Annotated in this window: 14 protein-coding genes; 4 read left to right on the top strand and 10 right to left on the bottom strand. The window is 56.0% G+C overall.

What is annotated here, in order from left to right; genetic code table 11:
* Positions 1 to 414: a hypothetical protein gene (locus OLTU_RS04530; protein WP_141731565.1), complete on the top strand. Its 414-nt coding sequence runs from the start codon at positions 1 to 3 to the stop codon at positions 412 to 414.
* 136 nt (positions 415 to 550) lie between these two features.
* On the opposite strand, the gene OLTU_RS04525 is transcribed toward OLTU_RS04530, so the two are convergent.
* The 9 genes from OLTU_RS04525 to OLTU_RS04485 all read right to left on the bottom strand — a co-directional run bounded on the left by OLTU_RS04525 (position 551) and on the right by OLTU_RS04485 (position 13,001).
* The gene (locus tag OLTU_RS04525; protein ID WP_218109837.1) at positions 551 to 1,666 is read right to left on the bottom strand and encodes a CaiB/BaiF CoA transferase family protein; all 1,116 of its coding nucleotides are present in this window, start codon (positions 1,664 to 1,666) and stop codon (positions 551 to 553) included.
* Positions 1,667 to 1,675: 9 nt separating this feature from the next.
* On the bottom strand, positions 1,676 to 2,821 hold the full coding sequence (locus OLTU_RS04520; protein ID WP_141731563.1) for an acyl-CoA dehydrogenase family protein: 1,146 nt from the start codon (positions 2,819 to 2,821) through the stop codon (positions 1,676 to 1,678).
* Positions 2,822 to 2,836: 15 nt separating this feature from the next.
* Positions 2,837 to 4,972: a 3-hydroxyacyl-CoA dehydrogenase NAD-binding domain-containing protein gene (locus OLTU_RS04515; RefSeq protein WP_141731562.1), complete on the bottom strand. Its 2,136-nt coding sequence runs from the start codon at positions 4,970 to 4,972 to the stop codon at positions 2,837 to 2,839.
* A gap of 11 nt (positions 4,973 to 4,983) precedes the next feature.
* A complete protein-coding gene (locus OLTU_RS04510; protein WP_141731561.1) occupies positions 4,984 to 6,195 on the bottom strand; it encodes an acetyl-CoA C-acetyltransferase in 1,212 nt (403 codons plus the stop codon).
* Positions 6,196 to 6,317: 122 nt separating this feature from the next.
* On the bottom strand, positions 6,318 to 7,340 hold the full coding sequence (locus OLTU_RS04505; RefSeq protein ID WP_218109836.1) for an AraC family transcriptional regulator: 1,023 nt from the start codon (positions 7,338 to 7,340) through the stop codon (positions 6,318 to 6,320).
* A 10-nt stretch (positions 7,341 to 7,350) separates the two neighbouring features.
* On the bottom strand, positions 7,351 to 8,166 hold the full coding sequence (locus OLTU_RS04500; RefSeq protein ID WP_141731559.1) for an oxygenase MpaB family protein: 816 nt from the start codon (positions 8,164 to 8,166) through the stop codon (positions 7,351 to 7,353).
* Positions 8,167 to 8,179: 13 nt separating this feature from the next.
* Positions 8,180 to 9,631 carry an aldehyde dehydrogenase family protein gene (locus OLTU_RS04495; protein WP_176736329.1) on the bottom strand — a complete coding sequence of 484 codons (1,452 nt, stop codon included), beginning with the start codon at positions 9,629 to 9,631 and terminating at the stop codon, positions 8,180 to 8,182.
* A 212-nt stretch (positions 9,632 to 9,843) separates the two neighbouring features.
* Complete coding sequence (locus OLTU_RS04490; RefSeq protein WP_141731557.1) at positions 9,844 to 10,755, bottom strand: alpha/beta fold hydrolase; 912 nt, start codon at positions 10,753 to 10,755, stop codon at positions 9,844 to 9,846.
* A gap of 92 nt (positions 10,756 to 10,847) precedes the next feature.
* Positions 10,848 to 13,001 (bottom strand): molybdopterin-dependent oxidoreductase, encoded by a 2,154-nt coding sequence (locus OLTU_RS04485; protein WP_141731556.1) that lies wholly within the window; start codon positions 12,999 to 13,001, stop codon positions 10,848 to 10,850.
* A gap of 146 nt (positions 13,002 to 13,147) precedes the next feature.
* On the opposite strand from OLTU_RS04485, the gene OLTU_RS04480 reads away from it, so the two are divergent.
* From OLTU_RS04480 to OLTU_RS04470, 3 genes are all read left to right on the top strand, one after another.
* A complete protein-coding gene (locus tag OLTU_RS04480) occupies positions 13,148 to 13,696 on the top strand; it encodes a cyclic nucleotide-binding domain-containing protein (RefSeq protein ID WP_141731555.1) in 549 nt (182 codons plus the stop codon).
* Between the two features lie 4 nt (positions 13,697 to 13,700).
* Positions 13,701 to 14,342 (top strand): alpha/beta hydrolase, encoded by a 642-nt coding sequence (locus OLTU_RS04475; RefSeq protein WP_141731554.1) that lies wholly within the window; start codon positions 13,701 to 13,703, stop codon positions 14,340 to 14,342.
* 155 nt (positions 14,343 to 14,497) lie between these two features.
* Positions 14,498 to 16,105 carry a hypothetical protein gene (locus OLTU_RS04470; protein ID WP_141731553.1) on the top strand — a complete coding sequence of 536 codons (1,608 nt, stop codon included), beginning with the start codon at positions 14,498 to 14,500 and terminating at the stop codon, positions 16,103 to 16,105.
* Between the two features lie 28 nt (positions 16,106 to 16,133).
* Here OLTU_RS04470 and OLTU_RS04465 read toward each other — a convergent pair whose 3' ends face one another.
* On the bottom strand, positions 16,134 to 17,144 hold the full coding sequence (locus OLTU_RS04465; RefSeq protein ID WP_141731552.1) for a threonine aldolase family protein: 1,011 nt from the start codon (positions 17,142 to 17,144) through the stop codon (positions 16,134 to 16,136).
* Positions 17,145 to 17,197 lie beyond the last annotated feature (53 nt).

Genomic DNA, 17,197 nt, shown 5'->3' with positions numbered 1-17,197 from the left:
ATGCGTGCTTTTATCATATCGCTATTCGTTTTGTGCGCTTCTTCAGTATTCGCGGGGATTGGAACCGGTGGTGGAACGCCTCCCGCCATGCAAGACGCTCTTGCGCAACTTATGACTGGAGCCCCCGGAGATGGTGGATTGTTCCTTGAAAAGGATTACCTTGGCCTTGCCGTCAAAGGCGACCTAAAGCAGGAACTGACAGTATACAGAGCGAAGTTTGCACCACAATCCATTCGCATGTCAGAAGTCGATTTTTCAACTTTGTCCGAGAGGAAGGGAAATATCGATGCCGTTAATTTGGACGGTCTGAACCGTTCTTACACGGTTGAGGACGGGCAGTCGCTTGATACCCTCATACTGAAAGATAGGCGTGAACTGATTCGTGATGCGGTGAACGATACTTCGCAAAACTAGAGATTCACTTACTATCAAATAATCGGTTGCTTCTGCCTCGGCAGGAAACAAGATCCCCTGGGCACAGGGGATCTTAAAGACAGTAGTATCACAGCAATCGCATGTGCAGGCACATCCGCTTGCCCATACCCTTGGTTCATTCCTTCAGAAGGCTGTTATCAGCCCCCTTGGCCGCGCCGATGAAACGATAGATGGGCTGGAAGCTGGAGAATTTAAGAGGCGAAGCCAGCTGCTTCTGGCTGGCCCCCTTTCCAGCCGGCACATCCACAAACATCTGCCGCGCTTGAAACTGCGGATGCCGGACCACCTGATCCAGGGTGAGGACGGGTTCCACACAGACATCCAGCTTCGAGAAGGTCTCCAGCCAGGCTTCGAGAGTTTTCCGTTGAATCCGCTCCTGGATTTGAATCCGCATGCGCATCATAAAATCCGGTCGGGTCAGATCGCCCTGCAAAAGGTCCAGGGCTTCGATCGCTTCCAAAAATCCGCGCAGAAATTTGGGTTCGAGGGAACCAACGCTCAGATATTTCCCATCGCTGGTTTTGTAGTAACCATAGAAGGATCCCCCGTTGAGCGCGGTTCCTTCCCATGATGGGAACTGTCCGCCGCCCAGGCCCATCGACAGCCACATGCCCGAGAGCATGAGACTGCTGTCCGTCATGGAAATATCCACCGCCTGCCCTTCCCCGGTGCGTTCTCGATGATAGAGGGCGGTGAGAAGACCAATCAGCGTATGAAAGGATCCCGCCAGATCACAGACAGGATCACCATGAATCACCGGACCACCGGCCCGGCTTCCTGTCATCGCCGCGAGGCCACTGAGGGCGGCGTAGTTGATGTCATGTCCAGCTCGATTCGCATAGGGACCGGTCTGCCCATAGCCGGTCAATGAACAATAAATCAGTCGAGGGTTGATGGCGGAGAGAGCCTTGTAATCCAGACCAAAACGCGCCATCACCCCTGGACGGAATTGCTCAACGACGACATCGTAGTCCTGTATTAAATCCTTGATCGTCTGCCGGGCCGACTCCTCCTTCAGATCCAAAGTGATCGACTTCTTGGATCGATTCAGAAAGGCATGAGCCGTGCTCACCCCGTGAGCAAAGGGCGGCATGGCCCTGGTGAGATCCTCCCGGTCAGGCGCTTCAACACGCAGAATATCAGCCCCCCAATCGGCAAGGTACATCGTGGCAAACGGCCCTGGCAAGAGGGTGGTAAAGTCGAGAACCTTGAGTTGGGAAAAGGGCTGCATCACACACTCCTAGATCTGCATCTGACGGGCGATCACGGTTTTCATAATTTCATTGGTGCCGGCATAGATCCGACCGATCCGCGCGTTGAGCCACATTTTGCTGATGGCATATTCCTTCATATAGCCATAGCCACCATGCAGCTGCAGACACTCATCGATCACCTTGCAGGCAAGGTCCGTGGTCCAGTATTTGGCCGCGCAGGCCTGCTCGGGGCTCACGGTGCCGCTATTCTGTTCCTCGATCAGGCGATCCACATAAACCTGGGCCATGTCGATCTCGGTGGCCATTTCCGCAAGCTTGAACTGCGTGTTCTGATAAGCGGCGACCGGCTTGCCAAAGACATTCCGTTCCTTGACGTATTTGATGGTCGATTCAAGCGCCAGGCGGCAGTTGGCCACTGCTCCGATCGCCAGCGAGAGGCGCTCGGTGGCGAGCTGGGCCATCAGGTATTTGAAGCCTTTGGTCGGATCACCGAGCACATTGTTCTTCTTCACCTTGAGGTTTTCAAAGTAAAGCTCAGCCGTGTCCTGTGACAGCAGCCCGATTTTTTTCAGCGGTGTGCCGCGCTCCAGACCCACGTCGTCACGTTCGACGATGAAGATACCCATGGCATGCGGATTGCCAGGCACGGTTTTGGCCGCGACCAGAATCACATCCGAGTTGATCCCGTTGGAGATGAAGGTCTTCTGACCGTTCAGCACCCAGTGATCACCCTTGTACTCCGCGGTGGTCTTCATACCGGCCAGGTCACTGCCGGCACCGGGTTCGGTCATGGCCACCGCGAGGATGGCTTCCCCGCTGACGATTTTGGGCACGATGCGGTTTTTCTGCTCTTCGTTCCCATAGGCTAAAATATAGGGAGCGCAGATCGTATTGTGCAGGCCGAGCATCAGGCCAAATTCGTTGCCGTAGGCCAGCTCTTCGAGCATGATCGCTTCATAACGAAAGTCATGAATGCCAAGCCCGCCGTAAGCCTCGGGCGCCTGGGGTACGAGGAAACCCTGCTCGCCGCACTTCTGATAGATTTCATGCGGGATGATTCCGGCCTCTTCCCATTCCTCCTGGAAGGGCAGAACCTCCTTGTGCAGGAACTTGCGAAAACTCTCCCGGAACATTTCATGTTCGTTGGTATAGAGCGTGCGTTTGGTAAACATCGGTGACCCCTTCCCTTAGAATTTTTCGTTGCGTTCGGATTTTTCAATGAGCAGCCTGGGCGGCGTGAAGCGCTCACCGTAGCGTTGCGCCAGCTCGTGTGCGCGCATCGTAAAGGCCCGCACGCCGTAGCTATTGATGAACTGCAGTGTGCCGCCGCTCCAGGGGGCGAAACCAAAACCAAAGATCGAGCCAATATTGGCATCCGCAACCGACATCAGCACCTTCTCTTCATAGATGCGGACGGTCTCCAGAGCCTGAATGAAAAGGAGTCGATCCTTCAGGTCCTGGAACGGCAGCGGTGATCCCTGGTAAAGGCTGCTTAATTGAGGCCAGATATATTTCTTCCCATCTTTCGGATATTCATAGAATCCAGCGCCGGCGGCCTTGCCTTTGCGCTTGAATTCATGAAGCATGCGATCCACCACGGCAAAGGAGGGATGCTGCGGGGCCGGTTTCCCCTGCTTCACGAGATCCGCTTCGGTGGCTTTACGAACCAGATCAAAGAGGGAAAGGCTCACTTCATCCGATACAGCGAGCGGACCGACCGGCATGCCGGCCTGCAGAGCCGCGCGCTCGATGGCCATGGGCGCCTGGCCTTCCGCCAGCATCGCAATGCCTTCCTGTGTGTAAAGGCCGAAAACCCTCGAGGTGTAAAAGCCGCGACTGTCGTTCACCACGATGGGCACCTTGTCGATCTGCCGAACGAAATCAAAGGCGCGGGCCAGGGTTTCCCTTGAGGTTTCTGCGCCCAAAATAATTTCGACCAGCTGCATTTTGTCCACGGGGGAGAAGAAGTGCAGGCCGATAAATTGATTCTGATAAGGTGAAGCCTTGGCGAGGCTCGTGATCGGCAAGGTCGAGGTGTTCGAAGCCATGATCGCATGGCGAGGCAGAACGGCGACAGTTTTTTCCGTGACGTCCTTTTTCACCTGACGATCTTCGAAGACGGCTTCAATGACGAGCTCACAGTTGGCGAGAGCCTCATAGCTGTCGATCGGTATGATGTGCTCCAGGAAGGCATGCTTGTCCGCTTCAGTGATTTGACCTTTTTGCAGACGGCCATCGAGGAGTTTGGCGGAATACTGTTTGCCTTTTTCCGCCGCCTCGATGCTGACATCTTTCAAATAAACGTCGATGCCAGCTTTTGCAGCCGCATAGGCAATGCCGGCGCCCATCATGCCGGCACCCAGCACACCAATCTTCTGGAATTTCTGTCTTGGGAAATCCCTGGGACGGCTTTCACCGGCCTTGATGGCATTGAGCTGGAACCAGAAGGAGCCAATCATATTCTTCGCCACCTGGCCGGTGGCAAGCCTGGCGAAGTAACGGCTTTCAATCCGCAGCGCGGTATCGATGTCCACATGCAGGGATTCGACCGCGGCTTCCAGGATGGCTTCCGGCGCAGGATAGCAGCCCTTGGTTTTATCGAGCAGCATGGCCGGAACGATCGGAAGCATTTCCGCCAATTTTGGAGTCTTCGCGTTGCCTCCGGGAACCTTGTAGCCTTCCTGATCGAAGATCTGTTTGGAGCTCGGGTTTTCGAAAATCCACTGACGGGCCTTGGCATTCAGCTCATCGGTGGAGGATGCGAGGCCATGCACCAGACCCATTTTCAGAGCTGCTTCCGGCGTCAGCTGCTTGCCTTCCATCAGAAGCGGCATGCCCTTTTCCAGACCGAGCAGGCGAATGGTCCGCACCACACCGCCCCCGCCGGGCAGAAGCCCGAGCGTGACTTCCGGAAGACCGACGCGCACCTTCGGATCATTCAAAAGCAGACGATGATGACAGGCCAGCGCGATTTCCCAGCCACCGCCCAGCGCGGTTCCATTGATCGCGGCCACGATGGGAAGGCCAAGCGACTCCAGCGTGCGCAGGTCCGCCTTGATGCCTTCGACCATCGCAAAAATTTTATCGGCATCCTCGGTCCCGACCTGGACCAGTTCATTCAGATCACCGCCGGCGAAAAAAGTGGACTTCGCGGATGTCAGCAGTATGCCCTTGATCTGTGCCTTGTCGGCCACGATTTTTTGCGTGACCGCACGGAGCGAATCCCGAAAGGCGGTATTCATCGTGTTGGCCGATTGACCCTGGGCATCAAAGGTGAGGGTGACAATCTGATTCGAATCCTTTTCCAAACGAATATCATTCATGGATTATCCCCTCATCCGATTCGTTCAAAGACAGTGGCGATGCCCATGCCGGCACCGATACAAAGCGTGACCACACCGTAACGCAGCTGGCGTCGTTCCAGTTCATCGAGCAGGGTTCCGGTCAGGATCGCGCCGGTGGCGCCGAGCGGATGGCCCATGGCAATCGCACCGCCGTTGACATTGATCTTTTCCATGGGCACGCCGGTATCCTTTTGAAACTTCAAAACCACCGAAGCAAAAGCCTCGTTCACTTCAAAAAGATCGATATCCTTGAGTTCCAGCCCGGCCTTTTGCAGAGCCAGACGTGTGGCCGGCGCCGGGCCGGTGAGCATAATGGTGGGTTCGGAGCCGATGGCGGCCGTCGCCAGGATGCGGGCACGGGGAGCGAGCCCAAGTTTGTCACCGATTTTTTTGCTGCCGACCAGAACTGCTGCAGCTCCATCGCTGATACCCGAGGAATTGCCGGCCGTGTGCACATGATTCAGGCGTTCCACCGCGGGATATTTTTGATAGGCCACCGCGTTAAAACCCATCTCGCCCATGCGGGCAAAGGAGGCTTTCAGGGATTGCAAAGCCGCGAGATTGGTCTCGGGACGAATCATTTCATTGCGGTCGAGGATCATGAGACCGTTTTGATCGACCACAGGAACCTGGGACCTTTGAAAGTGACCCTCTTTCTCGGCCCGGGTAGCCTTGGCATGGGAATCCAGAGCGAACTGATCCACGGTTTCCCGGCTGAAGCCTTCCAGCGTGGCAATCAGATCCGCGCCCAAACCCTGGGGCATAAAGCCCGCATGCAAATTCGTTTCCGGATCCTGGGCCCAGGCGCCGCCGTCGATGCCCATCGGCACCCGCGACATCGATTCCACGCCACCGGCCACCACGAGATCCTCATAACCTGAAGCGACCTTGGCCGCGGCGAGGTTGATGGCCTCCAGTCCGGACGCACAGAAGCGGTTCAGGGTGACTCCGGCGACGGTCTCATTCCAGTCCGCCAGCATCGCAGCTGATTTTGCGATGTTCATGCCCTGTTCCCCGACAGGCGTGACACAGCCGATCACCACATCGGAAACCAGCTGCGTGTCGAAATTATTGCGCGATTGCAGAGCTTTGAGCTGCTGCGTCAGCAGGCTGATGGGTTTCACCTCATAGAGTTTTCCATCAGGTTTGCCCTTGCCCCTTGGAGTCCGAACGGCATCATAGATATAGGCATGTTCAGTCATTGATACTCCCTGTCTGGCTGTCTTTGAGCGTGCATTAGGACGAACTCTAGGAAGATTCACAGACATTGACAATGGCACGAGTGATCACCTTCATTGGCAGAAGTGTTCAAGTCAAGAGCGCTTTAACCCATGTCATGGCGGCTTTGGGGCTTCTGACGGTAGGCCTGTGGGGTCAAACCGGTCCACTTTTTAAAGGCCCGGTGGAAGGTCGAGGATTCCGAATAGCCGGTGGCGGCGGCAATGGCGTCGATGCTTTTGTGGGTTTGATTCAGGAAATAAAGGGAACGCTGCTTGCGGATCGATTCCCGCAGATCATGGAAATTCTGTCCTTCCTCACGCAGCTTGCGCCGCAGGGACGAGGGACTGATCCCGAAATCGCGGGCGAAGGCTTCCAGGCTTTTGTTCATCACGTCCTCATCGTGCATCAGGGAGTGCCGAATGCGGGCGCTGTAGCTGTCCTCCTTCCGAAAATCCGTGAGGAAGCGATGCGTTTCCTTTTCCAGAAGCTCGCGCAGTTCGATAGGGTCGTGCTTGATGTCCTCACGCAGAAGGTGCGAGGAAAAATAGAGGCGCGAGCAGGTCTGCCGATAGCAGACTTCGCCGGGAATCTTGCCTTCAAAGGAATGGCCGCTGTCCTCAGGACCAAAGGCGAAGTCCACCCGCGACGGCACGATCGGTTTATCGATCAGCCATGAAAAAAGCCGCATCAGCATCGCAAAGATGGCTTCGGTAAAAAAACCCGGCGGCCCGGCCAGGGGTTCATGCACATGGAGTTCAATCACGGCCGTGTTCTGGTGCCTCTTCAAATGCAGGCTGAAATCTTCCGTCACCAGCCGATAAAAGCGCGTGCAGGTCTTGATCGCGTGCTCCAGCTGCTCGCTGTGAATGATGGTATGGCACATCATGGCAAAGGTACCAGGTTTCAATCCGTGGGCCGTGAAACCAAAGCTTTCATCCCGCGTGGCCATCATCAGAAGGCGGATGAGTCGCGAATACTGCGCGGTCGTGACCACGGCCGTGGGATCATTCAGCAGCTCCTCATCGATCTGGGCGCGGGTCAGCAAAGAGGAGCGATGCTCCTGACCGAATTCCGTGGCCAGCAGGGATTTTACATAGCGAATGGCAACCCAATCCTGACGCCGCATCGTCCTTTCCTTAAACACCGAGTTCTTCCTGGGTGAATCCGTTGGGGTATGTCGTCCGCTTCATCCGGGTGCGATACACCGGCTTTTGCGGAAGAAAGCGCGCCGCCTGCGCCCGGGCCCTTAGAATCGCCTGCACAGCGGTCCGGATCAATGGGCCAGGTGACTTCACACCAAACGCCGCGCACATCCTCGGTGGCATGAGCGAGGGCAGCAGTTCGGTGACCAGCCTGCCAAGTCCCGCAGGCATCATCCGGGCCATGGTGGGCAGAACCAGGTGATAGAGCTGGGCATTGTATTCCGAATAAACCATGTGTTCACGCTCATAATCCTCGTGAAAGGCGACCATGGTTTCAAGGTTCGGGAAAAGATCCTTGATTGCCATCAGGCGGCCCACGTGGATCCAGAACTGAAAGGAGGCCTCCTTTTCCAGCGCATTCAAGGGCCGATGGCCATAGTTTTCAATCCACAGCATCGGATCCACCACAAAGGTGCTCAGGACATAAAGCATCTGCTCGTTGGTGATGGGATACCGCGCATGCATGCGATTGATACGGCGAATGGCCTGGCGGCCGGCAACACTGCTGGGGCCGTTCTCGACGAAAAGGGAAATCAAAAGATCGGTATCATCATAGCGTTTCTGCGGGCGATTCAGAAATTCGCCCGATTCCACCAGGATTTTGGCAATTTCAGGAATCGCAAAGGTTTTCAGAAGAGCGATTTCCGTTCCCCGCAGAACATCGAAGGTCCAGGTCTCCACGGCCATGCACCGGATGATGGCTTCATAATCCTTGGCGGGATCCAGCTTGAAATAGGCGGGTTCCCTCATGAACGCCTCCCCATCAGTTCAGGAACAATCGGAAGGCCTTGTCCTTGAATCGGCCCCAGGGCCCATAACGCAGAGGCAGGTCGATGAAGGTGTTGTTACGCACCACCGCCTTGCGATGGGAGAAGGCTTCAAAACCATGACGACCGTGATAGGCGCCCATGCCGCTCTCGCCCACGCCCCCGAAAGGCAGACCTGGATTGCCCGCATGGACCAGCACATCATTGATGCAGCCGCCACCGAACGAGAGAGTATGGAAAAGATCGTCCTGCTCACGGCGATCCGAACTGAAGACATACAGGGCGAGTGGTTTTTCGCCAGCCTTCACAAAGGCCTTGGCTTCCTGCATATCCTTGACCTTGATAATAGGCAGGATGGGGCCAAATATCTCCTCTCGCATGGCGGGTACGGAGCGGTCTGTCGCGCTCACCAGCGTGGGTTCAATCAACAGATTCTCCGCATCACTGCGACCACCGAGGAGTACGCTGCCAGGACTGATCATCTTCTGCAGACGCAGAAAATGCCGCTGATTGATGATGCGGGGCAGTTGCTCATGCTTCAAGGGATCGGCGCCAAAGCGCAGACGAATCTCCGCACGCAGAGCGGTGACCAGATCCTCATGAATGCTTTCATCAGCCAGGATATAATCCGGAGCCAGACAGGTTTGACCGGCATTCAAAAACTTTCCCCAGACGATGCGTCGAGCCGCGACCGTAAGATCCGCGTGGCGACTGACAAGGCAGGGGCTCTTGCCACCCAGTTCCAGAATGCAAGGCGTCAGATGTTTGGCCGCAGCCTGGGCCACCGAACGGCCGATTTCGGTTCCGCCGGTAAAACAGATAAGGTCCCAGCGCTGATCGAGGAGCATGCGACTCAGCTCCACACCGCCTTCGAGCACGGTCACAAGTTCAGCGGGGAAGGTATCCGCCAGCATTTCGCGAATGGCCGTCGCCATCGTCGGAGCCAGCTCCGAGGGTTTCATCACCACGGTATTTCCCGCTGTGAGCGCGGCGATCAGTGGCGTGATATTGAGCAGCAGCGGATAATTCCAGGGGCTCAAAATCAGACAGCGGCCAAGCGGTTCCCGCCGAATTTCCGAACGGGCCGGGGCCAGCGCCATCGGCGTTGCACAGCGCTCCGGTTTCATCCAGCTGCGCAGATGCTGAAGGGCGTGGCGAATCTCCGCCAGTGTCACACCAATTTCCGCAAAATAGGCTTCGGACGCTGACTTTCTCAGGTCCTGGGCAAAGGCCCGAATCAAGTGACCTTCATGTTTTTCCAGAGCCTTCCGCAGTTTCACCAGCTGAGCGCGACGAAACTCTTCACTCAGGGTCATGCCACTGGCAAAAAATTGATCCTGACGTCGCATGATCCCGAGGAGTTCCTGGGTTTCCACGATGCTTTGAGGCAGGGTGGGAATCGCGGATACAGGCGCAGTTTCGAGCGTTTTGGTTGGGACGTCAAACATGGCTGTGACTCCTTCTTGGCTCTGCTTAAGACAGGAAGACCGATTGTTGAAAATTGCGCTAACTATAGCACCATGGACTTGCGTGGCAAGATATATTCCGTCATGCGTCAGGGGCCATGGCCCGGGCGAGCCGCCGTCTGCCGCAAATCGCGGGGTTACGCCGGGGGTCAGACGCCGCATGGCGTTGCCCCTATCGGATGGTATGAGGGAGATTATCCAGCAGTCCGGAGACGCAGCCAGTTGCGACTGGTCCGTATCTCACGCACGCGATCGAGCGCGCCGGTCAGGAAGCATTGGAAGGCTTTGCGGAATTTAATCGGTTCGGAATACATGAGCCCGTGACCGCTGTGATCGAAGATCAGATGTTCGCTCTTTTCCCAGTTTTGATGCAGCCAGTCCGAACCTTCCCAAGGAAAATACCTGGACTGACGCCCACTCATGATCAGACCGGGAATTTGAAAATGGGGAACACGTGAACGCACATCAAAATTGGATTCGAGCAGAAAGCTGAAGATTTCATGGGTAAAGGCGGGGTCAGGCAGGATCGGATCGAGCAGCCGCACCGGGAGCACATCCACCATCTGCATGACCCACCGCTGCGGGAAGGCCTGGCGTACCATCTCCTGAATCAGGGTGCGATAGGAGGCCCCGGCCGCGGCGGATTTTTGCTCCCAGAGGTCAACCAGAACCCGGGCCTGTTCCACAAGCTGAGGATTGAATCCATGAGCCCAATCCTCGGCATGATGAAAGCATGGGCTCAATTCCATATGGAGGTAACGTTCGACCCGTTCCTGCTGACGCCGGAGAGCGTATTCCAGGCCCACCATTGCGCCCATGGAATAGGCACAGAGCAGAACCTTTTCGATCTTCAGAAAATCGAGGATATCATCGACATCATCACAGAGCGTATCGAGAACCCGGGAGCGATGCAAATCACCGGTCCCGGAGCGTCCATGCCCGCGAAAATCGGGCATGATGAAACGATACGAATTGAGGTAAGGAGCAATGAGAGGCAGCCAGTGCCGACTATCCAACGCAAAGCCGTGGAGCATGAGAACGGGCTGACCACGACCGAGAACGCGAACAAAAACGGCAGTCCCGTCCCGCATTGTGACCATGGGCATGGCTTCACCTCGCGAATTTTTTTTGGATACATTTCCTCATCATAAAGTGGTTTCTGGACGAAATCGAGTCTTTTCCTGCAAAAACTGATCGTTTATTGCGACAGGGCGGACACGCGAACCCGCTGTCCATTCAAAATCGCGTTGCCGGAAAAGCGATCCACCTGGCGATCGTCCATGATATCGTTCAGGCTCACGCCCGGGGACTGGCTCGCCAAAGTCAAGCGGGATGGGCCCCGGTTATGGCCCCAGCCATGAGGTATGCTCACAACACCAGGCATGATGCGTTCGCTCAGCATCACGGGCAATGCGATGGTGCCCACCGGGCTGGAGACCTGAACCTGGCTGCCATCCTCGATTCGGCAGCTGGCGGCATCCTGCTTGTTCATGATCAGATAGCACTGATTTTTGCTGCGCGCGAGACTCGGCAGGTTATGCATCCAGGAATTGTTGCTCTTCAGATTGCGGCGGCCGATCAGAAGGAACTCGCCTGAGTCCATGCCTTGCGGCTGCTTCCAGGCGGGGTCCGAGCGGAAGATCTGCCAGGCTTCGAGCAAGGGCTGAGGGCAAAGGTCGATGCGTTTATCCTTGGTATAGAGCCGTTCCGGAAGACTCGGTTTCAAGGGTCCAAGGTCGATCCCATCCGGCATCTTTTTCAGCTTATGCAGCGTCAGGCCCGTCTTGCGGTAGGGCCCGAGGCGCAGGCCAAGATCCACAAGACGCTCCATGCCGAGGGCCTGCATGGATTTTTTCACCAGCAGTTTTTTGGAGCGATCGATCAGGCTGTCCTTGTAGCCGATCCGTGCCCACAGTTCGAGCATGATCTCCCAGTCTTCATAACTGTCCTTGGGAGCCGGTACCACAGACGGGGAATAACGCACGATATTGCGCGAGGCCAGGGCATTGAAAATCAAATCGTAGTGGCTGTGCTCGAGCGAGGTCGTCGGCGGCAGGATATAGTCCGCCCGCGAACTCGTCTCATTCTGATAAAAATCGATCGCCACCTGCAGTTCGAGCTGCTCCAGGGCTTTTTCCAGTTTACGGCCGTTGGGGGTGGTCAGCACGGGGTTGCCGGCTATGGTGATGAGCGCTTTGATTTGTCCTTCGCCGGGCGTGAGAATTTCATCCGCGAGCGTGGACACCGGCATCTCCCCGCCGAATTCCGGCAACTGATGCACGCGGCTTTTCCGACGGCGGAAACTGCCGCGACTTCCCATGCGGTTGGCCAGATCCACGACATCAAAGGCCGGCTTCGTAAAGAGAACCCCACCGGTCCGATCGAAATTACCTCTGAGGATATTGATGAGGTTGATCAACCATTGACAGACCGCACCATAAGCCTGGGTGGACACGCCCATGCGCCCGTAACAAAGAGCCGGTTCATGGGTCTCCAGATCGGTCGCCACCTGCTCGATCACCTCGCGTTTCACCCCCGTGACGGCGCTCACCTGATCGAGGTCGATATCCGTGAAAAGAGGTTCCAGCTGAACAAGACCCTTGAGCATGGAACTGAGGCGGCCGGGCTTAACCAATTTGCGATCAAAGATCAGCTTCACAAGACCCGCCAATAAAAAGGCGTCCGTGCCGGGTTTGATAAAATAATGTTCGGTCACCAGCGAGGCCGTTTCCGTATAACGCGGATCAAAGAGCACCACCTTGCCGCCACGATGCTGAATGGCCTTCAGCCGCGTCGCCAGCCCCGCGGAGGACAGAAGGCTGCCGTTGGAAACAGCAGGGTTGGCGCCAAACATCAGCATGTAGCGCGTGTGATCCACATCCGCGATCGGCAGCAAAAGCTGATGGCCGAACATCAGATAACTCACAAGCATATGCGGCAGCTGATCCACCGAGGTCGCTGAAAATTTGTTGGGCGAGCGGATGCCCCGCAGAAACAGGGGCAGCAGGATCAGATTGCCGAAATTGTGAGTATTGGGATTGCCGGCATAGGTGGCGATTGCGGCACGTCCGTGGTCCTTCTGCAGCTGATTGATCTTATCCGCGATCTCCTGGAAGGCCTTTTCCCAGGCGATCGGTTGAAATTGGCCATTCACCTTTTTGAGGGGTCCGCGCAGGCGATCCGGATCCTGCCAAAGGTCCCTGAGTCCCTGGGATTTGGGGCAAAACGCACCCTGACTGAAAACATCATCCTTGTTGCCGCGTATGGTCATCGCCTGATCACCGTTCATTTCAATCGTCAGGCCGCACATGGCCTCGCACAGATTGCAGACCCGTTTAACGCTCTGTGACATGATCTCGTCCCTCCAGGAAATAGGAGAGAATCTTGCCACATGGTGGATGAATTTCAAGGAAATACCAAAATCGCGGCACCAGGCAAAACCGTGCCGTCTCTTTTCTTCCGTGGATTTGCTAAACTGGAACCTGGAGCAAAGCAGACATGGAAGATCTCTCTAAACCGTTCTCGATACCGCAAATCGACCTCTACCGGGACCTCGATTGGGGCGCCGAGCAGCTGCTTGCGATCTTTCTTTTCCGTACCTTCAGCAAAGAGCAAAGAAGGCGCATCTGGAGCCTTGGCAGTATCCAGGTGGTAAAAAAATCCGCTCATGCCGTGATCGAAGGGGAACCTTCACGCGGCCTTTTTCTGATACTCGGTGGACAGCTGTCCGTTTATAAGCGTGACACCCTCACCGGCGACGCCCACCGTCTGGCCACTTTAAAATCCGGCGACAGCTTTGGTGAATTAAGCCTGTTTGATCAGGCCCCGCGCTCGGCAACCGTCTCGGCTGATGCGCAGTCCTATCTGTTCACTCTTGAGGCGGGGCTTTTTGAAAGTTTCCTCGATAAGGAAGGCGATCAGACCAAGGCGCAGTTCTATCGCAACTGTGCCACGGTTCTGAGCGAGAAATTTCGAATTTTGAACGCAGACTACATCAGCTCCCAGCAGCTGCTCTGGAAATATGCTCTGCGCAAGACGAAGGACTAAACGCGTGCCGACGCCCATGAAAAAAATCCTGCTCGATTTCAGCCGCTATGATGGTGTGGATCCCCATTCCGAAACGTTAAGCAGCAAAGAGGAACGCGGTGCGCTCCTCGTTCTCAGCGGCGGCGGCTACCGTTACGATCGACCCTGGCTTTACTATCTTACCAACTTGCATCTGGAAGTCGGACACGCGGCCACCTGCATAGGCTACAAACCGGACTTTGTCAGCGAACCCCGTAAAAGACCTGTGCTGCGCCGCTCGGTCAGTCGCCTGTGTACGGACTGGGCCCAGCAAACGCGCGAGCAGAAGCAGACCATCGCAGCCTATTCCTTTGGGAACAATATCCTGGCTGAGGCCCTTTTCATGGGCCTTAAACTCAATCAGGAAAGCCTCATCATCTCCTTCAGCCCGCAGCTGCATCTGGACGAGGAATTCCAGCGTCTACGTAAATTCCCTGAGTCCACGGTCTTTGTCATCGGTGAAGCCGATTCCTGCGCCCCGCGCGATCGCGTTGACGCTTTGCGAGAGGATGGATTTCGCATTTGGATGGTTCCCAATGGGGATCACGGCCTTGATGATCCGCATAGCGTGCGGCGCAGCATTGAAAACATGCGTAGTTTCTTTGATTGGTTGCGGCCTTTGATCTAAAGTCCTTTGCCACTTTCCGCTTAAAAAGCATCGAAATTGTTCATTTCATTTCATTCACTTAATGAAATAGTCTTAACATATTACCTCTTCCTCCGAAGGCGGGATATACGGCCGTGATAAGGCTATATTCAATTCAAGAGAGAGAAGGAAATACCATGATGACCAAACCGTATGGATTCGCCATGCTGCTTGCCTTGGGGCTTGGACTGAGCCATGGCTGCGGCAGCAGCAGTTCATCCAGCGATGCCCCTGCCACCTCTGATGACACCGACACGGATGATGATACTGATACACCAGTCCCTGGTACGCTGGCCCTGGCCATCCCCAATATTTCCATGGACACTGGCGTCAGTCCGAAAAGCGGCACCAGCCTGCGCCTGCAGGATACGGACGACAAGATTGAGGCGATCACCACCGTCCCATCAAAGGATGATCGCGCCAAGGTCATCACCGAGATAACGGAAGCGGAAACGATCGCTGACTGCTTCAAGCTTCAATACCCGACTTTTGAGCAGCCGGCCTGCTTCTCGCCCAAAGTCGAACGTTCGACCATTCAAGCGAATCCCACAAACTATGCTGTGACCGTTCCCAACAATCCGGGCACCATCCTCTACGGTGACGGCGGCATCATGCAGGCCGCAGCCACGGGTGGAGAAGCCTGTGTGTCCGCCACCGTGAATCACTATGTGGGCAGCGCCATTCAAATCGTAGAAATGGGTCGCCAGGCTTTTGCTTCGTTGGTCTGCGCCTCGAAATTCGTGGATGTGGACCTGCCGGAAGCCGGCGCAACCACCAGCTATCTCGATGCGTTGAAGGATGTGGAACTGCCGGATGGAGCCAGCTTCACCACGGCCGATATCAAACATACCACAGAAGACAGTCTGGCCACGTACCGCACCACGATTGGTCTTAAATTCAAGGATGCAGCCGGGCTGGAGCGCATCGTCTATGCGCATGCCGTCAAGCAGGATACCGACGGTGACGCCGGCAACGCGGAAAAAGGCCATGCGATCGTTTTCACCAACCAGCAGGCCGACGAACTCGGCAAGCTGAACGGTGCCACCAACTACGAGACGGATCTCTATGCAGCGGTTGCAGCCACCTATGAGCTGGACGCGGATGGTGATTCCAAAATCATGCTGGACAAGATGACCTTCTGGCACACGGATGACACCCGCCATCCTGCGAAATTTATCACCGCGGAAGGGGCCATCGATTACAACGCTATCGGTGCGATTTCCTCCGGTAACGGCAATGGCAACGGAGTCGCCGACAACCTGATCCGGGCGATCATCAATCAAAATGCTGATGGCACGAGCCAGGGCATCGTGGGTTGGTCCGCTAGTATCAATGATGAATACTGGCGTTCCTTCACCTACTCGGTGACAGCATCAGATGCCAATGAATCTCTGAAGGCCACCTTCGGTTTCAGTCGCAGCTGGGAAAACAATGCGATCAAGGATCCGGCTGCGGCCAAGCTGATTTTCTGCAGCTGGCCTGATAAGGCCAACAGCCAGCAGCTCGTTCAGTTTCAGTCTGCGACCCGCAATGCTTCCAGCAAGGTCTTCGTTCATAATGCAGCGGAGAGCAAGCTGAAGTACATGGTGGGACATGGCGGATGCGGAACCGGCGCCGATCGCGATCTACTGACGGTGGACGCTTCGGGCAACATCAGCCCTTCCTTCACGGCGCCAACAGTCAGCAAGCCAGCGGCGGTGGGTGGCCTCTCCTTTGATGCAGCCACCATCAAACTCGACCCCTGATTGACATCGGGACGCCTGATGAAACGCATCATGGCGTCCCTGATCCTACGAACAAAGCATCCACATCTTCCTTCATCGTATCAAATGAAGTCACAAAACGATGCAAATCCCCATCCCAGGCATAGGCCCGGGCTTTCTCCTGCATAATCTTCGCGATCGGCGGCGGGAGAACGGCGAAGACTTCGTTGGCCTGGGTCGGATAAGGGATCTCGCAGCCCGGCAGTTGGCTCAGGCGTTCCCGCAGATAAAGAGCCATGGCATTCGCCTGCCCGGCATTTTTTTTCCAAAGCTGATCCTGCAGATAGGGAAGAAACTGACAGGAAAGATAACGCATTTTCGAGGCCAGCTGCATGCTCTGTTTGCGGATAAAGGCAAACGATGGGGCGAGGTCAGGCTTTAAAAAGACCAGCGCTTCCGCACAAAGAAGGCCATTTTTAGTGCCGCCGAAACTGAGCGCATCGATTCCCACCGCCGTCGTCACATCCGCAAGTTCACAGCCCAGGTGCACCGCGGCATTCGCCAGGCGCGCCCCATCCATATGCACCAGGAGCCCGCGGGCGTGCGCACGCTCGGTGATCGCCCGGAGTTCGTCCAGGCTGTAAACCGTTCCCAGTTCCGTCGCCTGCGTGAGCGTCACCAGACGCGGCACCACGCGATGGGGATCATGGGGATTGATCCTCAGACGGTCGATCACATCCAGGGAAAGCTTGCCTTCCACAGGCGGGAACGCGAGGATTTTGTTCCCCGCCACATACTCGGGAGCTCCGCATTCATCCTCATTAAGATGCGCCGCAGAGGTGGCCACCACGGCCTCAAAGGGCCGGCACAACGCGCGAAGGGCCAGGGTGTTGGCCGCGGTTCCCGTAAAGACGAAAAACACCTCAGCGTCCGGTCCAAAGGTTTGCCGAAAGAGCCGACGCGCCTCCTCGGTGACAGAATCCGCACCATAGGCTGGCTGATGCCCGGTATTGGCCTCCTGAATGGCGGTGAGAACGGCCGGATGGACACCGGAGTGATTATCGCTGCCAAAGCTTTTCATGGATTGTCCTCGTCGACGGGGATTCACTCAGTCACGCCGCACGGGGCGGCGTC

Origin of the sequence: Oligoflexus tunisiensis (genome assembly GCF_001748245.1) — a bacterium.
GTDB classification, from domain to species: domain Bacteria; phylum Bdellovibrionota_B; class Oligoflexia; order Oligoflexales; family Oligoflexaceae; genus Oligoflexus; species Oligoflexus tunisiensis.
The sequence above is the reverse complement of the archived record's forward strand: the minus strand, read 5'-3'. Positions and strand labels throughout refer to the sequence as shown.

Coding starts and splice junctions, on each gene's coding strand:
- OLTU_RS04530 (WP_141731565.1), top strand. CDS start 1: ATGCGTGCTTTTATCATATCGCTATTCGTTTTGTGCGCTTCTTCAGTA.
- OLTU_RS04525 (WP_218109837.1), bottom strand. CDS start 1,666: ATGCAGCCCTTTTCCCAACTCAAGGTTCTCGACTTTACCACCCTCTTG.
- OLTU_RS04520 (WP_141731563.1), bottom strand. CDS start 2,821: ATGTTTACCAAACGCACGCTCTATACCAACGAACATGAAATGTTCCGG.
- OLTU_RS04515 (WP_141731562.1), bottom strand. CDS start 4,972: ATGAATGATATTCGTTTGGAAAAGGATTCGAATCAGATTGTCACCCTC.
- OLTU_RS04510 (WP_141731561.1), bottom strand. CDS start 6,195: ATGACTGAACATGCCTATATCTATGATGCCGTTCGGACTCCAAGGGGC.
- OLTU_RS04505 (WP_218109836.1), bottom strand. CDS start 7,340: ATGCGGCGTCAGGATTGGGTTGCCATTCGCTATGTAAAATCCCTGCTG.
- OLTU_RS04500 (WP_141731559.1), bottom strand. CDS start 8,166: ATGAGGGAACCCGCCTATTTCAAGCTGGATCCCGCCAAGGATTATGAA.
- OLTU_RS04495 (WP_176736329.1), bottom strand. CDS start 9,631: ATGTTTGACGTCCCAACCAAAACGCTCGAAACTGCGCCTGTATCCGCG.
- OLTU_RS04490 (WP_141731557.1), bottom strand. CDS start 10,755: ATGCCCATGGTCACAATGCGGGACGGGACTGCCGTTTTTGTTCGCGTT.
- OLTU_RS04485 (WP_141731556.1), bottom strand. CDS start 13,001: ATGTCACAGAGCGTTAAACGGGTCTGCAATCTGTGCGAGGCCATGTGC.
- OLTU_RS04480 (WP_141731555.1), top strand. CDS start 13,148: ATGGAAGATCTCTCTAAACCGTTCTCGATACCGCAAATCGACCTCTAC.
- OLTU_RS04470 (WP_141731553.1), top strand. CDS start 14,498: ATGATGACCAAACCGTATGGATTCGCCATGCTGCTTGCCTTGGGGCTT.
- OLTU_RS04465 (WP_141731552.1), bottom strand. CDS start 17,144: ATGAAAAGCTTTGGCAGCGATAATCACTCCGGTGTCCATCCGGCCGTT.